This window comes from Streptomyces sp. NPDC001270 (genome assembly GCF_042896695.1).
In the GTDB taxonomy this organism is placed as follows: Bacteria; Actinomycetota; Actinomycetes; order Streptomycetales; family Streptomycetaceae; genus Streptomyces.
Genome location: NZ_JBIAXM010000002.1, coordinates 220,047 through 241,159, shown reverse-complemented (window position 1 = coordinate 241,159; position 21,113 = coordinate 220,047). Strand labels below are relative to the sequence as shown.

At 70.5% G+C, this 21,113-nt stretch carries 2 protein-coding genes; both read left to right on the top strand.

What is annotated here, in order from left to right; all coding sequences use genetic code 11:
- The first annotated feature begins 159 nt into the window (after positions 1 to 159).
- Entirely contained in the window at positions 160 to 18,357 is an 18,198-nt protein-coding gene (locus ACFY2B_RS04915; protein WP_390761723.1) for a hypothetical protein, read from the top strand.
- Positions 18,354 to 21,059 carry a right-handed parallel beta-helix repeat-containing protein gene (locus tag ACFY2B_RS04910; RefSeq protein ID WP_390761722.1) on the top strand — a complete coding sequence of 902 codons (2,706 nt, stop codon included), beginning with the start codon at positions 18,354 to 18,356 and terminating at the stop codon, positions 21,057 to 21,059. The genes ACFY2B_RS04915 and ACFY2B_RS04910 overlap by 4 nt, the downstream gene beginning before the upstream one ends.
- Positions 21,060 to 21,113 lie beyond the last annotated feature (54 nt).

Sequence of the window (21,113 nt, the reverse complement as noted above, 5' to 3'; positions counted from 1 at the left end):
CGACACCCGGCCGTCCATTGACACGTGCGTTGGCGGCACATGTGTCCCGCCCTCTGCGAGGGCCCGGCGGTACCCACACTACGATGGAGTGATACGTGTGAACCAACCACCCCCACGCACCCCGCGTCATGGGGCGGTTCGACTGTACGGAGAGTGCGCATGCCACGGCCGGAGGACTGGAGTGTGCTGGGGATGCACGGCGACCCCACACCTGGCGATCCGACCGTCCTGGCGAGCTTCCAGTCGGCGCTGCACGACACCGAGGCGCTGGGCAACGAGGTCACCAGCGGTCTGAACCGCATCCTCGACAAGACGGGCTCGGGCAACGGTTTCGTCGGCAAGGCCGCGCAGGCGCTGCGCGAGAAGATCGACGGGCACCTCAAGCAGTTCATCGACGCCATCGGCCAGTCCTTCGGCCTCGCGGCGGACGCGACCTCGGTCTACCGGACCGCGGTCGAGGACGCCCAGGCCAGGACCGAGCAGGCGCTGAACGCCGCTCAGGGACTGTCGAAGGAAGATCCGCAGCTGGCCGGCCTCAAGGACCAGGCCCACGCTGCCCAGGACGACTACAACGCCGCCGTCAGGACGTACCAGCACAGGCTCACGGAAGCCGAGCACCTGATCCGCCAGCCGCTCAGTGGCTGGCAGCTGTTCCTCCAGGCCATAGGCATCCTGGAGATCATCCTGGCCATCGTGGGCGCGATCTTCGGTGGCTGGATCGGCCTGCTCGCCTTCGGCCTCGGCATGGTCGTCTTCATCGGCACACTCGTCGAGTTCGCCGAGGGCAAGGCGAGCATCCTGGACGTGGTGCTCGCCTTCGTCGGCATCCTCTTCCCCTCCACCAAGGGCATCAACGTCGGCGCGCTGGCCAAAGGCGTGTTCAACGCGCTGAAGAACCTGCCCAAGTCGCTCTCCGCAGGTGTGACCAACCTGGGCGGCACCCTGGGCCACCTCCTCACCAGCGGCATCACCATCAAGAACATCTACAACGGAGTGACGGCGCTGCCCGGGCTGGTCCTGCGCGGACTGAGCGGAATGGCCGACCTGGCCATGAAGGGCGTCAAGATCACCGCCGCCGGTCTGAAGCTGCTCGCCAACACCTTCCGCACCGACTTCCAGGTCGCCACCGCCGGCATCAGCACCACGATCGGCAAGGTGGCCGTCTATCCCGTCAGCTTCGGCGGACGCTTCCTGCTCGGCGCCGTGCTGCCGGTGGACTTCTTCGAACTCGGCGCCGGCTTCAGAGGCGCCTTCAAGATGGGCTTCGGCACCCGTCTGCTGACCCCGACCGCCCACCTGCCGCAGTCGGCCCTCGGCGGCGCCCTGCACGTCGGCGCGCTGACCGGCGGACACGGCGGCCTCACCGGGCTGCCGACCGGTGCCTCCTTCAACGGCCTCGGCCACGGCGCCCTGCAAGGCTTCGACTCCGGTGGTCTCCACGGCCTCAACACCGGGATCGACTCTCGACTGGGCGGCCTGCACGGCATCAACCTCGGGACCGACATCGGCGGCATGAACACCAGCCTCACGTCCCTGCACTCGCTGAACGGGGGCACTCATCTGGACTCCGTCGGCAATGTGATGGCGAACGCCGGAGGTCTGGACGCCGTCGACCACCTGGCCGCCTTCGACCACGCCACCGGCTTCCAGCGCACCGCCGCCGGCCTGCTGGAGCCGCTGCCCACCCACCTGGGCGGGACGAACCTCACCGGCGGGCACGGCTTCTCGGACCTCGGCTCCAGCGGCCTGCACGCCCTGCGGGGCGACCTGACGCCCTCCGGCTCCGGGCTGTCGGCGTCGTTCAGCGACGCCATGTCCTCGGTGCGGATCGCCACCGGCCACGTCGAGGACTTCCACGCGCTCGGCATCCCCGAACTGCGCAGCATCGTGGACGGCGACATCTCCGGCATCCGGATGACGCACGACGGCATCAGCATGCAGGTCGGCGCGCAGAACGGCACGCCGACCACGCTGCACGTGGACTACCGCGGCTCGGGCCTGACCAACGGCGAGGGCAAGCAGGTCGTCGTCGCCCCCGAGGTGCACCAGGCCCTCGGCACGGCCGACCTCGTGGCGGCCCACGGTGCTGCCCACGGCCTCCGGACGCCGCCTCCCGCGGCCACGGCCGGCCACGTCACCACGGACGTCAAGACGGGTTCGGCCGCCTCGACCCCGGTCACGGCCGACGCCAAGGCGGGGTCGGTGGGCACGACGCCGGTGACCGCGGACATCAAGACCGGCACGCTGGGCACCCATGCTCCGGCGACGGACATCAAGACCGGTGCGCTGGGCACCCATGCTCCGGCGGCGGACATCAAGGCGACGGCGGTCGACGTCCATGCCGGTGCGGCGGTCGACGTCAAGGCGGGTGCGACCGGTACGGCTCCGGTCACCGTCGAGGCCAAGGCGGGTGCGGCGGTCTCGTCGCCCGCCGTCGAGATCAAGACCGGTGCCGTGGGTACGTCTTCGGTCACCACTGAGGTGAAGGCGGGTTCCGTCGGTACGTCCTCGGTCACCGCCGACATGAAGGTCGGTTCCGTGGGTACGTCCTCGGTCACCGCCGACGTCAAGACCGGCCCGGCGGGCGCCGCGGCCACCGGTGGGGTCAAGACCGGCGGCCCGATCGGACACTCCGTCGGCGGCGGCGTCAAGAAGGCCGCACGCGACCTCGACGACCTCTCCGGCGGCACCAGGAGCCTGAACTCCCCGGAGCGGCTGGCCGAAGAACCCGAGTCTCCCTCGGTCACCGCGCAGGGCGACCACCTCGGGGTGTCGGCCCGCGAGGACCTCGACCTGCTCGGCGGGCGGGAAGGCACCGGCGACACCGCCGGCGTGGCCGCCACGACCCACCTCAGGACCGGGCCCGACGCACACCTGGCCGGCGTCGGACGCTCGCTGGACGACGGCTCGGGCGCGGTGCTGGTCGGCGAGCACGTCGCCCTGCGTCCGACCCCCGCCCCGGCCCCGAAGCCGCGTCCGACCGCAGGTGGCAAGCCTGGGCCGCTGAGCAGGTTCGAGGCGGTCACCGGCGGCGTCACCGGCAAGACCGGCAAGGAGCGACTGGCCGCCTGGGACGAGTTCGAGGCGGCGAGCGCCAAGCTCGCCGGCGCCAGGCGTGAACTCGACCTCACGGGTGGGAAGCTCGGCCGGCCCTCCGAGAACGTCGACCAGGCCGCCGCCAAACTCGACGTACAGCAGGCCGAGGTCGCCCTGGACATCGCCGAGGGCAAGATGTCCCGGCTCGGCATGGACGCCGAGACCATCGAGGGGCACCTCGACGCCCTGGGTATCCCCGGGCCGCGACCGAGCCGGATGTCCGGCACTGCCGCCGAGCACGGGGCCGTGCCGGCAGCGAAGGCGGGCGGCGACGCGGGACCGGCGCGTGTCACGCGTTCCGAGGCCCTGCCCGTGCACGGACTCCGCGCCGATGGTACGGCGGTCGGTACGAAGTCCGGCAGCACCGGCGTTCCCGCGGCGGTGGGCAAGTCGCTGCCGTTCTCGCCGGGCGAGATCGAACGGTTCTGGAAGCTGGACGCTGAACGCGTCGACGCGCTGTTCGGCGGCCCACAAGATCCGCTGACCGGTGATCGCCGGGAGGTGTGGCGGAAGTTCACGCAGGCGCGTTATGACCTGGGTCGGCTGGAAGGGCAGGTGCGGGGCGATCAGCCGCATGCCGGGGGATCGAGCGGGCCGAGCGCGCATGAGCTGAAGCTGGAGCAGGACCTGTCCGCGGCGAAGAACAACCTCGACGAGTTGCAACGCCGGCTCGACGAGCTGGGCGTCGACTCCACGGACCTGGACCGGCAGCTCTGGGATCTGCACGCCCAGAGCCTGAAGGAGCATCCGCGTCTGGACGGGGCCGGTGTGCAGCGGCCGGTGTCGAATTCCGCGGGAGAGCCGGCGAAGCTCGACGACTTGATGGCGCAGCTTCAGGCCGCGGAGAAGGCCATGCCGAGCGCCGAGTCGAAGGCTGCCCTGGCCGGGAAGTCGTACGAGGCGAAGGCCGCCAGGCTCCAGCTGCTGAGGGAAAAGCTTGCCCAGGTGGAGCAGGGCACCAATAAGGGTGCGATCGCGAAAGCGGAGAAGGACTACACCAGGGCCAAAGAAGCCGAGGAAAAGGCCCTGGCGGACAACATCAGGGAGCAGTCCGGCTTGCAGACGGTCCGGGATGCCCTGAAGAAGGCCAACGACGATCTGGCTGCCGGTGTGGATCTCCACGTGGCTGCTCGTGATCTCGCACAGCGGGACGTGCATCGGTACGTGGAGAAGTTCGCTGCGGCCGGTCACCTGGATGTCGCGGAAAAACTGCGGGCGCATGCGGGCGATCTGCACCTTGCGATGAAGGAAGCACTGGATTCCGGTCGTCCGGTCCGTTGGGATCAGATGTCGCTGTCCGGCAAGGATGTGCAACAGCAGGCGGCGAAGGTGCGGTCGCAGTCCGCGAAGCTGGAGGAGCTGCTTGTCGGTCCCGTGACCAAGTCGGGCCGCACGACTTCCGTTGAGGTGAAGGTGACCCAGGAACTCAAGAGTTCCGCAACGGCTCTGGGCGAGTCGGCCGGGCATCTCGGGTCGATGCTGGAGAAGGGGTTTATCAAGGACGCCGCCGAGGTGGGTGGCGCTTACGCGCTGCGTGCGGAGCACGGTCCGTTGTCCTTCACCGCGGGCAAGCTCGCGCAGCGGGTGAAACAGGCGGTCAAGGACGCATCGCTGGGTGAGGTGGTGCGTGTCAAGGATGTCTTCAGCATGGAGAAGGCCGTTGCCGACTTCCACGATCTGGCCCAGGTGGTGCGGAAGTTCCGTTCCGACACGGCGTATGGCGAGGTTCCGACGGGAACCCAGTGGAAGGCCGTACTGCCGGGTAAAAGGACGGACTTGTGGCATTTCGGCGATCTGAGCAAGTTGACGCCCGAACAGCAGAACAACTTTGTTCGTGATCTGTCACGGAAGAATCTGGAGAGGCTGAATTCCGACTTTGAGGACCTGCTGAAGAAATATCCTGGCCGGGAGCATGATGTCCGCAGACTGTTGACGGATCTACAGGGGCTTCCGTACCGGATTAAGCATGCGACGTCCGCGTACCACGCGATCGCGAACAGCGGGCTGATGTCCTCCCAGGGAGACCTGGCGCGACGGGATGTCAAGTTCCTGGCGTCCGGAAAGAGTTCGGTGAAGAACACGTCGAGCCTGGGCAACGACGATTTCGTTTTCTTCCGCATGGATGTCGGCGACGAGAAGATGGTCACCCGCTACGGTTCGACCACGCTGGTGTTCGATGCGAAGGTGCTGAAGGAGCACGGGGGCTGGGTCTCCCTGCACGACCAGTTGCATCCGTTGGACCGTCCCGCGATGCAGAAGCTTGAGGTGAAGGGAGAGTCGGCGCCGGGGGGCGAATCGACGACGAAGGTCTTCCGCACCGCGCAGTACGACGAGGGATTTACCGGGATCGGCAAGCACGCACAGTGGACTTACACGTATCCGCGCAGTGCGGAGCCTGATATCAAGCGGACGGTCACCTTCGAGGAGGAGGTGTTCCATGGTGGTGATGTGACCGATGCTCTCGCGCTGTCGGTGGTGCGCGAGGTGATTCACATGGGTTCCGAGTACGCGGATCTCGTGCTGAAGATGTCGGCTGATGATCTCGGCCGGCTGGTGTCGAAGCTGTTCCGTCCGGAGGCGAAGTTCGGCTCCGGCCTTCCGATCACGCCGAAGGCGTTGGATGAGCTTTCGGCGGGTGAGTCGAAGGTTTTGGGTGTCGGCCCGCAGCCATTGCATGTTCATGATCCTGATGGTGACGGCCGGTACCTCCCCGACGGGACGATGGACCCGATCGGGCGGTGGGCCGGCAAACACTTCGATGCGGGAGACGACGCGTTCCGGTCGGCCGAGCACGGTGTGCAGGAGAACAGCACCAAGAACATCGCGCAGAACCTCAAGGACGCGAAGGTCTCTGTGCAGAAGTCCATCGACCTGACGAAGGAGTGGAAGGCCGGGAGTCCCCCGGCCCGCCAGCAGTTGGTCGATGGTCTCCTGAAGAAGCGGGAGGACTTCCTCAAGGAGGTCACGCACCTGGAGCAGAACTGGGAGACGGAGGTCAGGAGACTCCACGGCGACGCGTCCGTGAAGGGGCAGGCATCCGGGTCCAAGGAGGGGCAGCCGGCCAAGGGCGGCAAGCCGAAGGGCGGGAACGCCAAGGGCGGCGGCGCCAAGACCGCCGCCATCAGGACCGTTGAGGTGAAGTCCGTTGACGTCAAGGGCGTTGACGTGAAGACCGTTGACGTCAAGGGCGTTGACGTCAAGGTTGCGGGCGACGTCAAGGCTGTCGGGCCGAAGGGGGCTGGGGCCGAGGTGTCGACGTCTGGGGTGTCGGGGCCGAAGACGTCCGACTCCGCTGTGCCCGCTGTGTCTGCTGTCTCCGAGCCGAAGGTGTCGGAGTCGGTGGTTTCGAAGGCCGTTGTCCCCGAGTCGCAGGTGTCGGAGTCGGTGGTTTCGAAGGCCGCTGTCTCCGAGCCGAAGGTGTCCGAGGCCGTGGTCGGCGGGCAGGTGCCGGAGCGGGCCGTGGCAGACGCTCATGACGTGCCCGCAGTGCAGGGTTCCAAGGCAGCGGCGTCGGATGATGCCGGTCGGGTCGGACCGTCGGCGGGGCTGAAGGGCGAGCGTCGGCCCGACATGGTGAATCCGGCTGTCTTCAAGCAGCAGACGTCGACATCCACGGGCAGTCGCTCGTTGTCGGGCATCCGGGACCTGGATGCGCTGGACGGGCCGCCCCCGGGCTCCGGCTCGTCCTCGGGTGCCCATGCCGACGGCAGTACGTCCGCCCAGGGCGTGGGGGATGCCGGACGGCTGACGCCGGATGAGATGCAGCGTCTTCAGGATGCGGATGCGGATGCGAAGCGGATCGACGATCTGTTCGGCGGTTCGCAGCATCCGTTGCACGACGCTCGTGTGGAGGCGTGGGGGAGGCTCACGCAGGCGCGCAACGACGTCGGCAGGCTTCAGAAGCAAGGGGGAGGCGAGCGGCCGCACGCCGGTGGGTCGAGCGGACCGAGCGCACATGAGCGGAAGCTCCGACAGGATCTGTCCGCTGCGGAGGCCGACCTCGACTCGGCGAAGCAGGACCTGGCGAGGCTTGGTCTTGATCCTGGCCGTCTGGACCGGGACCTGTCGGCTCTCTACACGCAGAGCCTGAAGGAGCGTCCGCGTGCGGTCGCCGGTGCGCATCAGGCGTCCCCGCACGGCGCGGGCGAGCCGCACCGTCTGGACAAGCTGCTGTCCGAGCACACCAAGAAGGCGGGCCAGGTGCCCTCCGCGAAGGTGCGTCTGGACGATGCCACCGCCGCGCGCGACAACGTGAAGGCCAAGGTCCAGGACGCCAAGGAGAAGCTGGCCGCTGAACAGGCCACGTACGGAAGCCTGCCTGAACTGGACAAGGCGGGGCGGCGGCGGCTCGACAGTGCGCACAACGCCGTCAAGTCGGAGGAAAAGAACCTGACCGCGGCCGAGGGCAAGCTGACGGTGAAGGAGGCCGAGTTCGACGCGGCAACCGCCAACACGGCGACTGCCTGGCACGCGCTGGACAGCGCGGTGAACGATCTCGTGGCTGCCGGTACGCACTCCCAGCAGGAGCTGAGCCGCCTCGTCGACACGTTCGCCGCCGCAGCCGACCTCGATCACGCCGTTCGCCTCCAGCAGCACGCCCGTGAACTCGACATCAGGGCCCGTGACGGGCTCGGCGGCCCCGACCCCCGCCCGGATCAGGTCATCTGGCGCGGCCAGGACGTACAGCAGCAGGTCGACCAGATACGTGTCCAGACCGCGGAGCTGGAAAAGATCCTGGCGCCCGAGAACCCCACGCCAGGGAAGGGCAAGGGGAAAGCGACGGACTCCGACGGGCTGACATCCGCGGAGGTCCAGAGCCATGTGGACCGGTTGCGCTCGTCCGTCAGCATGCTGGACGGGGTGCTCGGCGGGTTCATCACGGATGCCTCGCGGCTGGGGGGCGGCTACGCCCTGCGCAACGCACACGGACCTCTGGTCCTGGCGGCCGGCCACCTCGTCGAACTGGCGCAGGACGCCATCCGGAAGGCCGGACCGGGCGAGGCGGTACGGCTGGAGAAGGACTTCAACACCTACCGGGCCGCCAAGGTCCTGCGGAGCGGTGCCCCGCGGTGGCTCCGTGAGTTCCGCACCGGCAAGGCATACGCCGACGTCCCGACGGGAACGCAATGGCAGGCGGTGCTCCCCGGCACCGAGGGTCAGTGGAAGGCGGTCCTCGGCGACATCGAGACGCTGACGTCCAAGCCGAAGACGCCCGCACATGATCTCTCGCGGACCGAACTGGAGAACCTGCGCCAGGAGATCAGGGAGAAGGAGAAGTTCGTCGAGAACCTCTCCAAGGAGAACATCAAGAATCTGCGCCAGGAGATCGACCATCTCATCGCAGGGAAATCCCCCGGCCAACAGCAGGCCCTCCTCGCCCTGAAACAAAGGCTGCTGGACCTTCCGTACCGCATCAAACATGCCACACCGGCCTACCACGCCATCGCGAACAGCGGTGTGATGTCGTCCCAGGGCGACCTGGCCCGTCGGAACGTGAAGCACCTGGCCTCCGGCAAGAGCTCGGCCAACAACACGAGCAATCTGGGCAACGACGACTTCGTCTTCTTCCGCATGGAGGTCGGAGACGGAGCCATGGACAGCCGCTACGGACCGACCACCGTCGTCTTCGACGCCAAGGTGCTCAAGGACCAGGGCGGCTGGGTGTCGCTGCACGACCAGCTGCATCCGCTGGACCGCAAGACGATGCAGGAACTGTCGCTGGACAAGAAGACGATGCCGGAACTGGGAGACGGTACGAAGGTCTTCCGGACCGCGCGGTACGACCAGGGCTTCACCGACATCGGCAAGCGGGCCCAGTGGACCCAGACCTATCCGCAGAACAACGGCATCACCCGCACGGTCACCTTCGAGCAGGAGGTGTTCCACGGGGAGCACGTGGTGGAGGCCCTTGCCCTGTCGGTCATCCGCGAGGTGGACAGCATCGGCGGCGCCTTCCCGGCCCACGTCCTCGGGCTCGACATGGACGGACTGGGCAAGGTCGTCTCCCAGCTTTTCCGGCCCGAGGCCAAGTTCGGCTCCGGGCTGCCCATCACCCCGATGAACGCGGTGGTCCACCAGGGGATGCCGCGGCCCTTGCACGTCCTCAACGAACACGGTGACGGGCGCTACTTCGCCGACGGCACCATCGACCCTGTCGCCCGCGCCGCCGGCAAGCAGCACGACATGGCGTCGGACGCGCTGCGCCAGGCCGACAACAGCAAGGCGACCGGCCACGCCGGCAAGGGCAAGGACCACCTGAAGGACGCGAAGACATACGCTCAGCAGTCGATCGATCTGACGAAGAAGTTCCAGGAAGGTTCGACGGGTGAGCGCCATGACCTGGCCGTCGAACTGCTCCGGAAGAGGCAGGAACTCTTCGATCAGATCGATGCGAAGCTGACGAACTGGCAGAGCGGCTCGACTCCCAAGGGCTCCACTGCCAAGGGCCCCGCCGCCAAGGCTCCGGTCCCCGAGGCCGCCGTACCCAAGCCGTCCGGGTCCACGACACCCGCCGCCGAGAACTCCGCATCCGCGCTGTTCGAGGCCGAGGGCACACGTCTGCACACTGCGCTTTCCACCCTCTTCGGGGACAAGGCCGCGCAGGAGATGGTGCCGGTGGCCCGGGGCCTGGCCGAGCACAGCGATCTCAGCACACCGACCGAGTCGGGGAAGACCTTCGGCCTCACCAAGAGGGCCTTCGACAAACACTCCAAGGCGCTGGAGGGGAAGGGCCTGGTCAAGAGGGTGAACGGCGGACTGCTGCTGACCGAGCACGGCAGCCAGGTCCTCCTGCCGCACCAAGCCCGGCCGGAACTGCCCGCACCGGCGCAGTCGGCGAGCACCCACGACGCCGCGTCCGCATCGGCCCGTACCGACTCGCCCGCGGCCCGCGACACGGGGGCGCCGCGCCCGCAGCCGTCCGCGCACACCGGCCGTCCCGAGGAGAGCGACAGCGGGATGAAGGCGCCTGGCAAGGGTCCGAAGGGCAAGGCCCCCATGGTCAAGGAGGCGCAGGGAGCGCAGACGGACAAGGCGGCGAAGGCGGCACAGCACGCGAAGTCCGTCGACCCGCGGCTGCGGACGATGCTGGTCCAGAACGGGTACGCCACCGGCGACCAGTTCGGCGTCGCCGCCGCCCTGCACGCCGATCCCGAGCTGCGCCTGCTGCTGATACGCGACGCCAAGGACTTCCGGGACCGCAGCACGGACATCCACGACTTCTATCTGGCCAGTGGCATCGATCCGAGCCGTGTTCTGGTCAAGGAACTGGGGGAGGGGCAGCAGACCAAGGATCTGAAGAGGGAGCAGTGGCACGAGATCAATGCCGATGTGCTGCCGACGGTCGATGCCGACAAGATGCCCCGGCGGAAGGACTTCGACGACCAGCTGATTCTTTCGGTGGGTGCAGCGACGACGTTGGTCGGAAAGCACTTCAGTCCCGAACTGCGCGAGACCCTGCGTACGGCGTGGAAACTCGACGACGGTCATTTCACGCCCGACGTGCAGCAGGCGGTCGGCTCCTGGCTGACCGACCGGGGCGTGCCCGACGTGGCCGGACGCGACGTCGTCGTCCTGTGGACCCGGTTCAGTGGCAAGCGCGGGGAGATCCACGTCGAGCACGACACCAGCCACACCGGCATGACGCAGATCCTGGACAGCCTGAACCACCGCACCACGGACCGTCCGCAGGGCCCCCTTGTCATCCTCGCCGGAGACGCCTCCGCCCATTCCGGCCGTCCCAGCAAGTTCCCCGCGATGGCGAAGCACTTCCGGGACTCCGGTCTTGAGGTGCATGACCTCACCGCGTTCTGGAAGCAGCCCAAGGGACTCGACACCTGGGGCGGCCACACCCGTATCGGCCAGATGCGGCTGTTCGAGTACCTGAACCGGGCGAGCGACGGTCATCTCAGGCATCTCGGTTTCCGCAGCGGCAATCTCGAAGCGCTGGCTCTCTCCGGTCACCAGGTTCGCTACCTGGAGGAAGCCGGCAGCAACGGCGGTGCCCGCATGGCCAAGTGGCACGCGGTGGACGGGACCGGCCGGACCGCCGACCACGGCCTTGCTCCCGGCTACGAGCGCATCGTCATCGATCACCCGCCCACCCGTTCCGGCCAGATCGTCCTCGCGGACAAGGCCGTACGCACCCTGACGGAAGCAAAGTACAAAGCGCTGTACAAGGGGCAGTTCCCCGACGACGTCAAAGCGGAACTCAAAAACCTCACCGACCGGTTCGAGCACCCGAACTGGGTGCCCGGTGGCGGTGACCGGCCGTATGTCAGGAATCTGAAGCCCGTCGAGGACAAACACGTCAAGGGCTTCGCGCAGAGCGACGTCGACAAGGTCGTGGACTACCTCACCGCACCTCACTCCGTCGGGACACCGGGAGCCGGCCACGACGTCCCGTCCCCCGGACATCCGGACGCACCGACGGCGGTCCACACGGTGTCGCCGGAGTCGTCCGGGCCGCAGCGAGGTGTCCCGGGGGAGACCGGCCGCCCGCAGCACCTCGGCACTCCCGAGACCCCGCACGCACCGGGCGACGCGCCCCGGCAGCACGTCCCCGTCCCGGAGACCACGAACGCTCCCGGGGCCGTGGGCGACGCCGTCCGGCAGGTGCCCGACGCCCCGGACCCGCTCCCGGCCGCGAGCCCACAGCTGTCCGGGACCGGAGGGAAGGCACCGGGCACCCCTCCCGCGCCGCGACCGGCCGCCGAGTCGTCGCCGCGGGCTCCGGTCCGGATGACAGCCGGCGGACAGATCGGCGGAGCCGACCGCGTCCTGCCGTCCGAGGAGGCCGCCGGCACCGTCACACGGGACCTCGTCGCGCACTTCGACGACATCCTCACCCCGGCCCAGCGCGACACCCTCCGTACCGACCTGCGGACGCAACTCGGCAGGGAGGTCTGGCCGTCGCTGTCGGCCCTGACCCGCGGTGAGTCCCGCACCCTCACCATGGACGTGGCCGGCTTCAGCGGTGACATCACGGTCCGGGCCAAGGTGACGAAGGCGGAGACCGACGGTGCCTTCAAGAGCCTTGAGTTCGAGGACGGCAGCGAGTCCCTGGTCCGCGACGGCTTCCAGCGCGAGACACGTTCCGCCGTCACCACCGGCGTGCTGGTGAAGGGCAAGGCCGCCGCACACACCGACCTGACGGGATACCTGTCCTCGAACTGGTCCCGCTCCGCATCGCACCGCACGGTCTCCAGCGGCCGGCTGTTCAGCCGCGCCAAGACCCCCGAGGCGGCGCTGAAACTCGACGTCGAGGTCCGATTCGAGTTCGACTTCTCCGCCGTCACCACCACCTTCGGCAAGCACCTGCCCCTGGGCACCGGCGACGGCGGACGCGCCGGCCGGGTCGAGGTGTCGACGAAGGTGCCCGTGGCCACCGCCGAGGCCGACGTCCGCCCGCCGGCCGAGATGCGGCACTACCTGCCGCCGGCCCGCATTGAGCAGACCCTTGCGCTGGGCGGCATGGACACCGTCCGTGACCTGTTCCTCGTGGACGCCGACGGCGAACGGGTCTCCGGCACCCTGCACAAGGCCCTGCTCGGCAGCCTCGACGACCCCCGCTCCCTGGAGTCCTACGGCAAGCAGACCTTCGGCGACGGCTGGCCCGGGGTCCGCGAACCGGTCCTCGACCGCCTCGGCTCCCTGGACTTCTTGCAGTACCGGCTCAAGGGCCTGACGGCGGGCGAGGCGCTGGAGATCGACCTGGGCCCGGACGCGGGAAGCCTGCTGGTCACCGCCGAGGTCTCGGCGATGAAGCACCTGCGCAACACCGACAGGACCGAGTTCAACACCGGCTCGGACGTCACCCGCGTCCACACCCGTACGAAGGGCTCCGAGCACGGCGTCCGGGCGACGATGAACGTGCAGAGCGCCGACCTGCACGCCGGACCGGCCACCGTCACCGGCGTCGGCCACGCCGAGTTCGACCGCGAAGGCGCCCTGATCGGCCAGGAGTCGGTCCGTACCGGTACCGCGGTCAAGATGAAGGTCCCCGGCGCCGTCTTCGACGGCGTCGCCACGCTCTCCTTCGTCCACCGCGCCGATCCCCTCGGCGCCGCGGAGCCGGCGGCGCCGGGCGCATCGGTGGCGGCCCACAGCGCAGCATCCGCGTCGGCCCACGGCACAGCATCGGCGTCAGTCCACAGCGCCGCACCGGCAACGGCTCAAGGCGCCGCACCTACGACGGCTCACGGCGCCGCACCGGGGGCGGCGCACGGCGGCCCGTCCGTCACCCGTCACGGCTCCGCGCCGGAGGCGGTCCCCGACGGCGTGGACCCGGCGGCCCCGGCCCCGCACGGTGCCGCGCCGGACACGACCGGCGGGCCGGTCCGCCCGGCGCGCGGTGGACGGGCCCAGGTCGGCTTCCAGGTCCTGGTGGACGCGGCGGACGCCCGGCCGGTCCCCGAACCCGCTGCCTTCTCCGCCGCCACCCGGCCCCCGGGGCCGCGCCGGACCGAGGCACCCCACCTGCATGAGGGCGACCACGCCTGGCAGCCGTCGGCCGCGGTCTGGGACGACGGACTGCCGTCCCACACGGTCGTCATCGACGTCCTCGCGGGCGAGGAACGCGCCGTCGGCGCACCCCTGCTGCCCCGGCTCGGTGATCTCGTCGACGGCATCGGCCGCGACAGCTTCGGCCCCGACTGGCCCGGCATACGTCCGGCCGGGCACGACATGACCACCCGCGAGCAACTCGCGGCCACGCTGCCCCAGATCACCCGCGGCAGCACCGCCCGCAGCACCCCGCTGCCCGTGCCGCTGCGCTCCAACGCCCAGTTCACCCTGAACGGGCGACTGGAGTCACTGGAGTTCGTACGGACCCTGGACGCCGCCGAGATCAACCTGCTGAGCGATGTCGCCGGCGAACTGGGCGGCCGGCTGGGATCGACCGTGAGCCACGGTCAGTTGGCGCAGGGCGGTGTACAGCCGGAACTCGCCGGCGACTTCACCCTCGCCGTGCACGCCCCCGGCGGCGGTGTCGCGCACCGGTACCGCATCGGCAGCGGGGTGTCCGCCGGCCACAGCAGCGTGGCCGGCGCCAAGTACCCCGAGCCGATGACGGTGTACATCGCCACGGTCGGCGTCCACGCCCACGTCGGGCGCGTCGGGGGGCCGGCGGCGCGGGGCGGCAGTACCGACGTCCGCTTCGTCGTCGCGATCCCCAAGAGCCGGACCGAGCGGTACGAGGTCACGAAGGCGGGCCCGCAGGTCTTCCACCGTCCGGCCCCCGCCGCGGGCACCCCGCACGGCACCGGCGACGGCCCGGCGGTCCGCCCCGCGCCGGCGGACGCCACGACCACGCGGCCCGCGCCGGCACCCGCCACGAACGCCGCTCGGCCCGGCCTCACCGTCCGGCCCCCGCTACGAGTGACCGAATCCGGACGGATCGGCAACGGCGACATCGTGGTCGACCTGCCCGGCGACGGCGTGGTCAAGGAGCTGAAGCAGCAGCTCTCCGGCACGTTCGGGGACCGCTGGGACCAGGTCGAGGCCGAGGTGGGCCAGTTCTTCGACTCGATCGCCCTGCAACCCAGGACCGCCGGACTCACCGGCGGCGACACCTGGGGCGGCACCTTCCGCGCCGGCCCGGTGACCGCGGACATCCACATCACCGCGGCCGACGCCAGGATGACCGAGTACCTACGGGTCGAGGACACCTTCGAGTTCGAGCTGGGCACCGAGTCCGCCACCGCCGCCGCCGTCCAGAAGGACACCCACGTACGGCGGACCCTGTGGGAGCGGGCCGGGTTCAAGACGCCGCACGTCTCGTTCACCCTCGGCCACGTGCACCACAAGGAGTCCGTCGGCGGCCACGGCGTCGACGTCCGCGGCGGGGCCGTCGCCAAGAACAAGACCGTCGAACCGGCCGCCCTGTTCAAGGGCCGAGTCACCTACACCGTCCAGGTCAAGGTCTCCCACGCGCTGCCGGGCCGTGGCGGCGAGCGGACGTTCACCGTCACCAACGACGGACAGTTCGCCTTCCCGGTCCGTGACCTGCCCGCCGACCCCGCGACCGGGGCGGCCCACCGGCCCGACCAGTACTACCGGGTTCCCGACCGCATCGCCGAGTCGCTGCGCCTGGGCGCCGAGGACGTCGTGCTCGACACCCGCCCGGTGCGCGTGGACCGGGCACCGGGCGCGGACACCGCCGACGGCGCTCCCACCGCCAACCTGGTGGAGGACGTACTGCGCCAGCTGGACGTGAACGGGCCGAAGGTGTTCGGCTCCGGCGCCGCCTGGCAGGTGGCACGGGCGAAGCTCATCGAACGCCTGCCCGCGTCCGAGTTCCAGCGCCGGCTGAAGTCGATGATGTCCGGCCAGCCCTGGGTGGTCCGCGTGAACGGCCGTGAACTGGCCATCAGCGCGAGCGTGAAGGAGATGACCCACACCGCCAACACCAAGGCGACCGAGTTCAATTCGGCCACCCTCGACAGCGTGGGCGGGGGACGTACGGAGACCGGCCCCGGCGGGCCGCAGATCACCTCCGACGGCACCAACGTGACCGTCGTCGGCACCACCGACCCGGTCGGCGCCTCGCCGGCCGAGGTCTTCGGCGGCGGCACCCTGGCTCACACCACCCAGACCGAGCGCCTCGCCGACTCTTCGTCCGGTGTCCGCTCCGCGGCCGGTACCAAGACCAAGGTCCCCGGCAGCGTCTTCGACGGTGTGGCCCGGCTGCACTTCGAGTTCCGTGACCGCTGGCGGCCCTTCGGGCGCGGCGTCGACACCCACGTGTCGAAGGAGGCCGTCGAGGCGCAGGCCGATCTCAACGTGCTGCGCGACAAGGTCGCCGACCTCCGGCAACAGCTCGACGCCCGGGGGACCGGCCGGCCCGGCGGCGACGCGCACGGGACGTCCGGCGCCGAGGGTCCGGCGCGGGACCTGCCGGGCGGCGACGTAGGTGACGAGGTCCGCGCGGGCGACCCAGCGGGCCGTGCCCAGAGCACGGACGATCCCCTGCGGCGCGGTTTCGACGCGGCGAAGGCCGAGTTCGACGCGGCGCTCGCGGAGCAGGGCGCGCGCATCCAGAAAGCGATCGACGCCAGGCGGACCGGCCGAGGGACGCTCGGCTTCGCCCCGATGACCAGGAGGACCTTCGGCGTGCGGACACGCCGGGTCGGCGAGGCCGAGATCGGCTTCCAGGCCGTCATCCCGAGCGCCGACGCCGTCCGGGTCTCGGGCCCCGACCTGGCGCGCTTCGCGGCCCCGGAGCCGGGCGCCGGACGGCCCCGGCCGCCGAAGCGCCCCGGCCAGGTGCCCCCGAGGACCGAGCAGCCCAAGCCGCCGGAGTCGCTGCTGACCGACGGCATGTCGGGCGGCCAGCTCGTCCGTGACCTGCCCGACGTCCACTCGCTGCGCGGCCTGCTCGACAGCGAGGGCGGCAAGGCGTTCGGCGGCGCCTGGCGGGACGCCACCCGCGCCGGAACGGCGCGGAGCGAACTGGTCATGGGCGAGTTCACCAAGGACCGCCTGCTGGCCGAGCTGCCCAGGCTGACTCGCGGCGGCGAGCTGAGGGGCGAGTCGTTCCGGGTGAACGGCAGCGAGGCGTGGGTGTCGGCCAGGGCGGAGATCGTCGGCCTGACGCACGTGCGCCCCGAACCCAGGGCCGAAGTGGCCCTGACCGGTGAGAAGTACCGCCTGTTCACCCGGCGCGGGCTGCACTCGCGGCAGTTCCTCCTGCTGGGCCAGCTCGGCGCGGTCACCAGCGCGCTGGAGAACAAGCTGGGGGCGGCGTTCACGTTCGGCGGCGGCTTCCGCCGCCGGACCCGCAGCGACCAGGTCACCGGCGGCCGTACCTTCAGCAACGCCAAGATCCCGACCCCGCTCGAACACTACGACGGCCACGTCAGGTTCACGTTCACGTTCCACCGCGGCGGCACGGACACCGAGGTCTCGGGCGTCGTCCTGGCCGGTTTCTCGGTGCCCTCGGCGGAGATCACCGAACGTGTCGTGGTCGAGCAGGGCCATGTCTTCACCCGGCCGGGCACTCCCGAGTACAGGCCCATCACCCTGGGCACCGGACACCCGGCGGACACCGCGCATGGGGACACCTCTGTGCATGAGGACACGTCTGTGCACGGGAACACTTCCAAGTCCCACTCGGTCCGGCAGACACCTGCCGCCGTACCGACCCGGGTACCCGACCCAGTGCCCGCCCCGAACTCCCGGACAACCCCGTCTCCCGAGGTGTCCGGCCGAGATGACACACTTCTGACAGCACACACCGAGGAACCGGAACCGGTCGAAGCGGTCGCACCACACACCTCACCCACGGAGCAGACACCTGTGCAAGGTATGGTCGCGACCGAAACACATGCCACCGCCAAGGAGGGAACCGTGCCGGTGAGGACACCCGAGCCGTCCGGGGCGTCGGTCCCCGGCGTCGCCGAGGTGTCCGCGTCGCCGTCCGGGTCGGCACACCCGACCCCGGCCGAGGCGTTCGAGACCGTCAGGCAACAGCACCCCGAGCCGCTCGCCCGCACCCCGCGGTGGACGATGTGGGGCCGCAACGGGGACACCCCGCACACCTCCGCGTACGCCATCGAGAACGGCGCGCTCGGCCTCCGGGGCTCCTTCGTGCCACCCACCGCGGACGGCGGTCTGGGCGCCTGGCACTGGTATCTGCCCGGTGAGAGCGAGCCCGTGACGGTCACACCGCTGACCCTGCCGTCGTCGTCCCCGGCACCCGGCGCCGCGCCGGCACCGCGCATCGCCGTCGCGGCGGGGGAGCACATCGAGAACGCGCTCCAGGCCGCGCCCTGGAGCGGCGGGCTGCACTGGCGCGCCGACGACGGCGAGGACCTGTACGTCTTCGGCCCAGCGGGAGCGGAACGCCCCGCCGCCGTGTTCGCCGACGGTCTGCGGCCCGCGGGCGACGCGCTGGTCCACGTGGCGACACATGTGAGCGGACGGGACGTCCCCGACAGCGCCTGGGTCACCGCCACCCGGAAGATCGGCTGGCTGCGCGAGCGGGCCGCGGCCGACGCGTCCGCGGCAGACGAACTGCTGGGCCGGTACGGCTGGCGGTACGACATCGCCGCGCCCGGCGGCGTCGACGCCGACGCGACACTCGACCTGGCCGGTCCGCACCCCGAGCGGGCGGAGGTCCTCTACCCCGGCGGGGTGGACAGCCGGTACATCCGTGGCGCGCAGCGTCTGGAAGGGGGCCGTCCGGTCGGCCGGTACCTGACCAACCCCGGGTTCGTCGAGCCCGGAGCACACCGCACGCCCACGGAGGGAAGCGACAGGTGAGTCCCGCCATCCATCACGTACGGCCGAACGCGCGCCGCGGCGCGTTCCGCACCATCGCCGACGCGGTGCGGGCGGCGGACGACCACGACGAGATCCGGATCGCCGCCGGCGACTATCCCGAACGCCTGCTGATCGACCGCACGGTGACGCTCGTCGCCGAAGAGGGACCCGGCACCGTACGGCTGACGCCGGTCACCTCGGGCGTGCCCGCGCTGGAACTGTCCGCCTCCGCGACGCTGAACGGTGTCACCGTGCTGGGCGCGGACCCGTCCCGGCCGCTGCTGCTGGTGACCGCGGGCACCACCGAACTCCAGGAGTGCGACATCGCGGGCGGCCGGGTGGAGGCGGTGCGGGCGGCCTCGCTGCGGGTCACCCGCAGCGTGGTCCGGGGAGCGGCGCTGGCCGGGGTGCACGCCGACACCGCCGGCACGGTGTGGCTGACCGACTCCCTCGTCACGGACGTGGAGGGCACCGGCGTCGTCGTGTCCGGTGCCGCGACCGCACACCTCACGGACTCGACGGTGCGTTCCGTCAGCGGCTCGGGCATCCGGGTCCGCGGCGGGGCCACGGCGGTGGTCCGGCGCTGCGCCGTCGACGGATCGGGCCGCAACGGGCTGCTCGTCGAGGAACAGGCGGCGGTCACGCTGGACGAGTGCCGGCTCAAGGACGCCGCCGCCGAGGCCGTACGGGTGCTGGGCTCCGCCCCGCGCGCGGAGGACGACGAGAGTGGCGGGGTGCGCATCACCGGTGGCGAGGTGACCGGAGCCGGAGCGGCCGGAATCCTCGCCGCGGGTACCGGGGACGTCCTGGTGACGATGTGCTCCGTGCGGGACAGCGGCGCGGCCGGCGTCTCGGCCGACGGCAGTGCCCGGCTGGAACTGGTCGACTGCCGGATCAACGACCCGCGCGCCTCCGGCGTGCTGGTGCGCGGCTCCGCCAGAGCGGTCGTCGCCGACACCACGGTGCGCGGCGCGGAGGGCAACGGCATCCTGGTCGGCGAGCGCGCCGAGATCCGCGTCACCGGCGGCACCGTGCGGGAATCGGCCTACAGCGCCGTCCACGTCGCCGGTGAGGCGAAGGCCGAACTCACCGCCCTGCGGGTGGAGGACACCCCGGAGCACGGCATCGGGGTCGCCGAGCGCGGCCGGCTCACAGTGGAGGACTGCCGGCTGACCGGCTGCGGACTGTCGGGCCTGCACCTGGACGGGTACGCGGCGGCCACGGTCGACGGCATGACCGTGCGGCACAGCCGCAACGGCGTCACCGCCCATTCGCTGGGCCGGGTCAAGGTCCAGGACACCCGGATCGTCGACGTCGAGCGTGCCGGCATCACCTGCGGCCCGGACACCGCCGCGGAGTTCACCGGCTGCCGGGTCAGCGGCGCCGGCACGGCCGGTGTCGTCGTCGCCGAGAAGGCGACGCCCGCGCTGCGCGACTGCGCGGTGTCCGGCACCGCGGGTTCCGGACTGGTGGTGGCCCGTGACGGTGCTCCCACGGTGGTGCGCACCACCGTGACCGACACCGGGAAGAACGGCCTGTTCGTCGACGAGGGCGGCAAGGGCCGGTACGAGGACTGCGTCCTGTCGGCCACCGGGTATCCGGCCGTCCACGTCGGCGGCGAGGCCCGGCCGGTGCTGCGCAACCTGCTGGTGACCGACACCGGCGAGGACCTCAGCGCGGACGAGGGCGCCCGTCCCGAGGTGGCGGGCTGCGCCTCACGGGACGTCAAGAACGCGGAGTGGCCGGCCCCGGGCACAGCCCCCGCCGGACCCGCCGTCCCGGCCACCGCGAAGACCGCGGTGGCGACACCGCGGGGCACGGAAGCCACCGCGCCGGGCGGCGCCGCCGGGTCCGGCGGGGGCAACGGTGACGGCGAGGCGGAAGTGCCCGAGGAGAGCCTGGAGGACCTGCTCGCGGAACTGGGCCTGCTCGTCGGCCTGGAGCGGGTCAAGCACGACGTCTCGTCGCTGGTGAAGCTCATGCAGATGGTCCGGCGCCGCGAGGAGGCGGGCCTGGTCGCGCCGCCGCTCAGCCGGCACCTGGTCTTCGCGGGCAACCCCGGCACCGGCAAGACGACCGTGGCCCGGCTCTACGGCCGCATCCTCGCCGCGGTCGGTCTGCTCAACCGCGGACACCTCGTCGAGGCGGACCGGTCCTCGCTGGTCGGCGAGTACGTCGGACACACCGGGCCGAAGACCCAGCGGGTCTTCGAGGAGGCGATGGGCGGTGTGCTGTTCATCGACGAGGCGTACTCGCTGACCCCGGCCGCCGGCTCCAACGACTTCGGTCACGAGGCCATCGCCACCCTGGTGAAGCTGATGGAGGACCACCGTGACTCGGTGGTGGTGATCGTGGCCGGATACCCCGACGAGATGGAGCACTTCATCGACTCCAACCCCGGGCTGGCCTCCCGCTTCAGCCGCACCCTGCTGTTCGAGGACTACGCCACTCCGGAACTGGTCAACATCGTCGAGCACCACGCCGAGCGCCACCAGTACCGGCTGACGGACTCCGCCCGCGAGGCGCTCACCGCGTACTTCGAGGCGACACCCCGCGGCGAGCGGTTCGGCAACGGCCGTACCGCCCGCCAGACCTTCCAGGCCCTGACCGAACGCCAGGCGTACCGGGTGGCGGAGATGACGGCTCCCGACGAGACGGACCTGATCACTCTGCGCCCGCAGGACCTTCCCGAATGGCCCTGACACGCAGGCCCTGTCCCTGTCCACCCACGACTCCAGGCAACCGGAGTGACTTAC

Bases quoted from the DNA above. Each gene is read 5' to 3' on its own strand.
- ACFY2B_RS04915 (WP_390761723.1), top strand. From the start codon at position 160: ATGCCACGGCCGGAGGACTGGAGTGTGCTGGGGATGCACGGCGACCCC.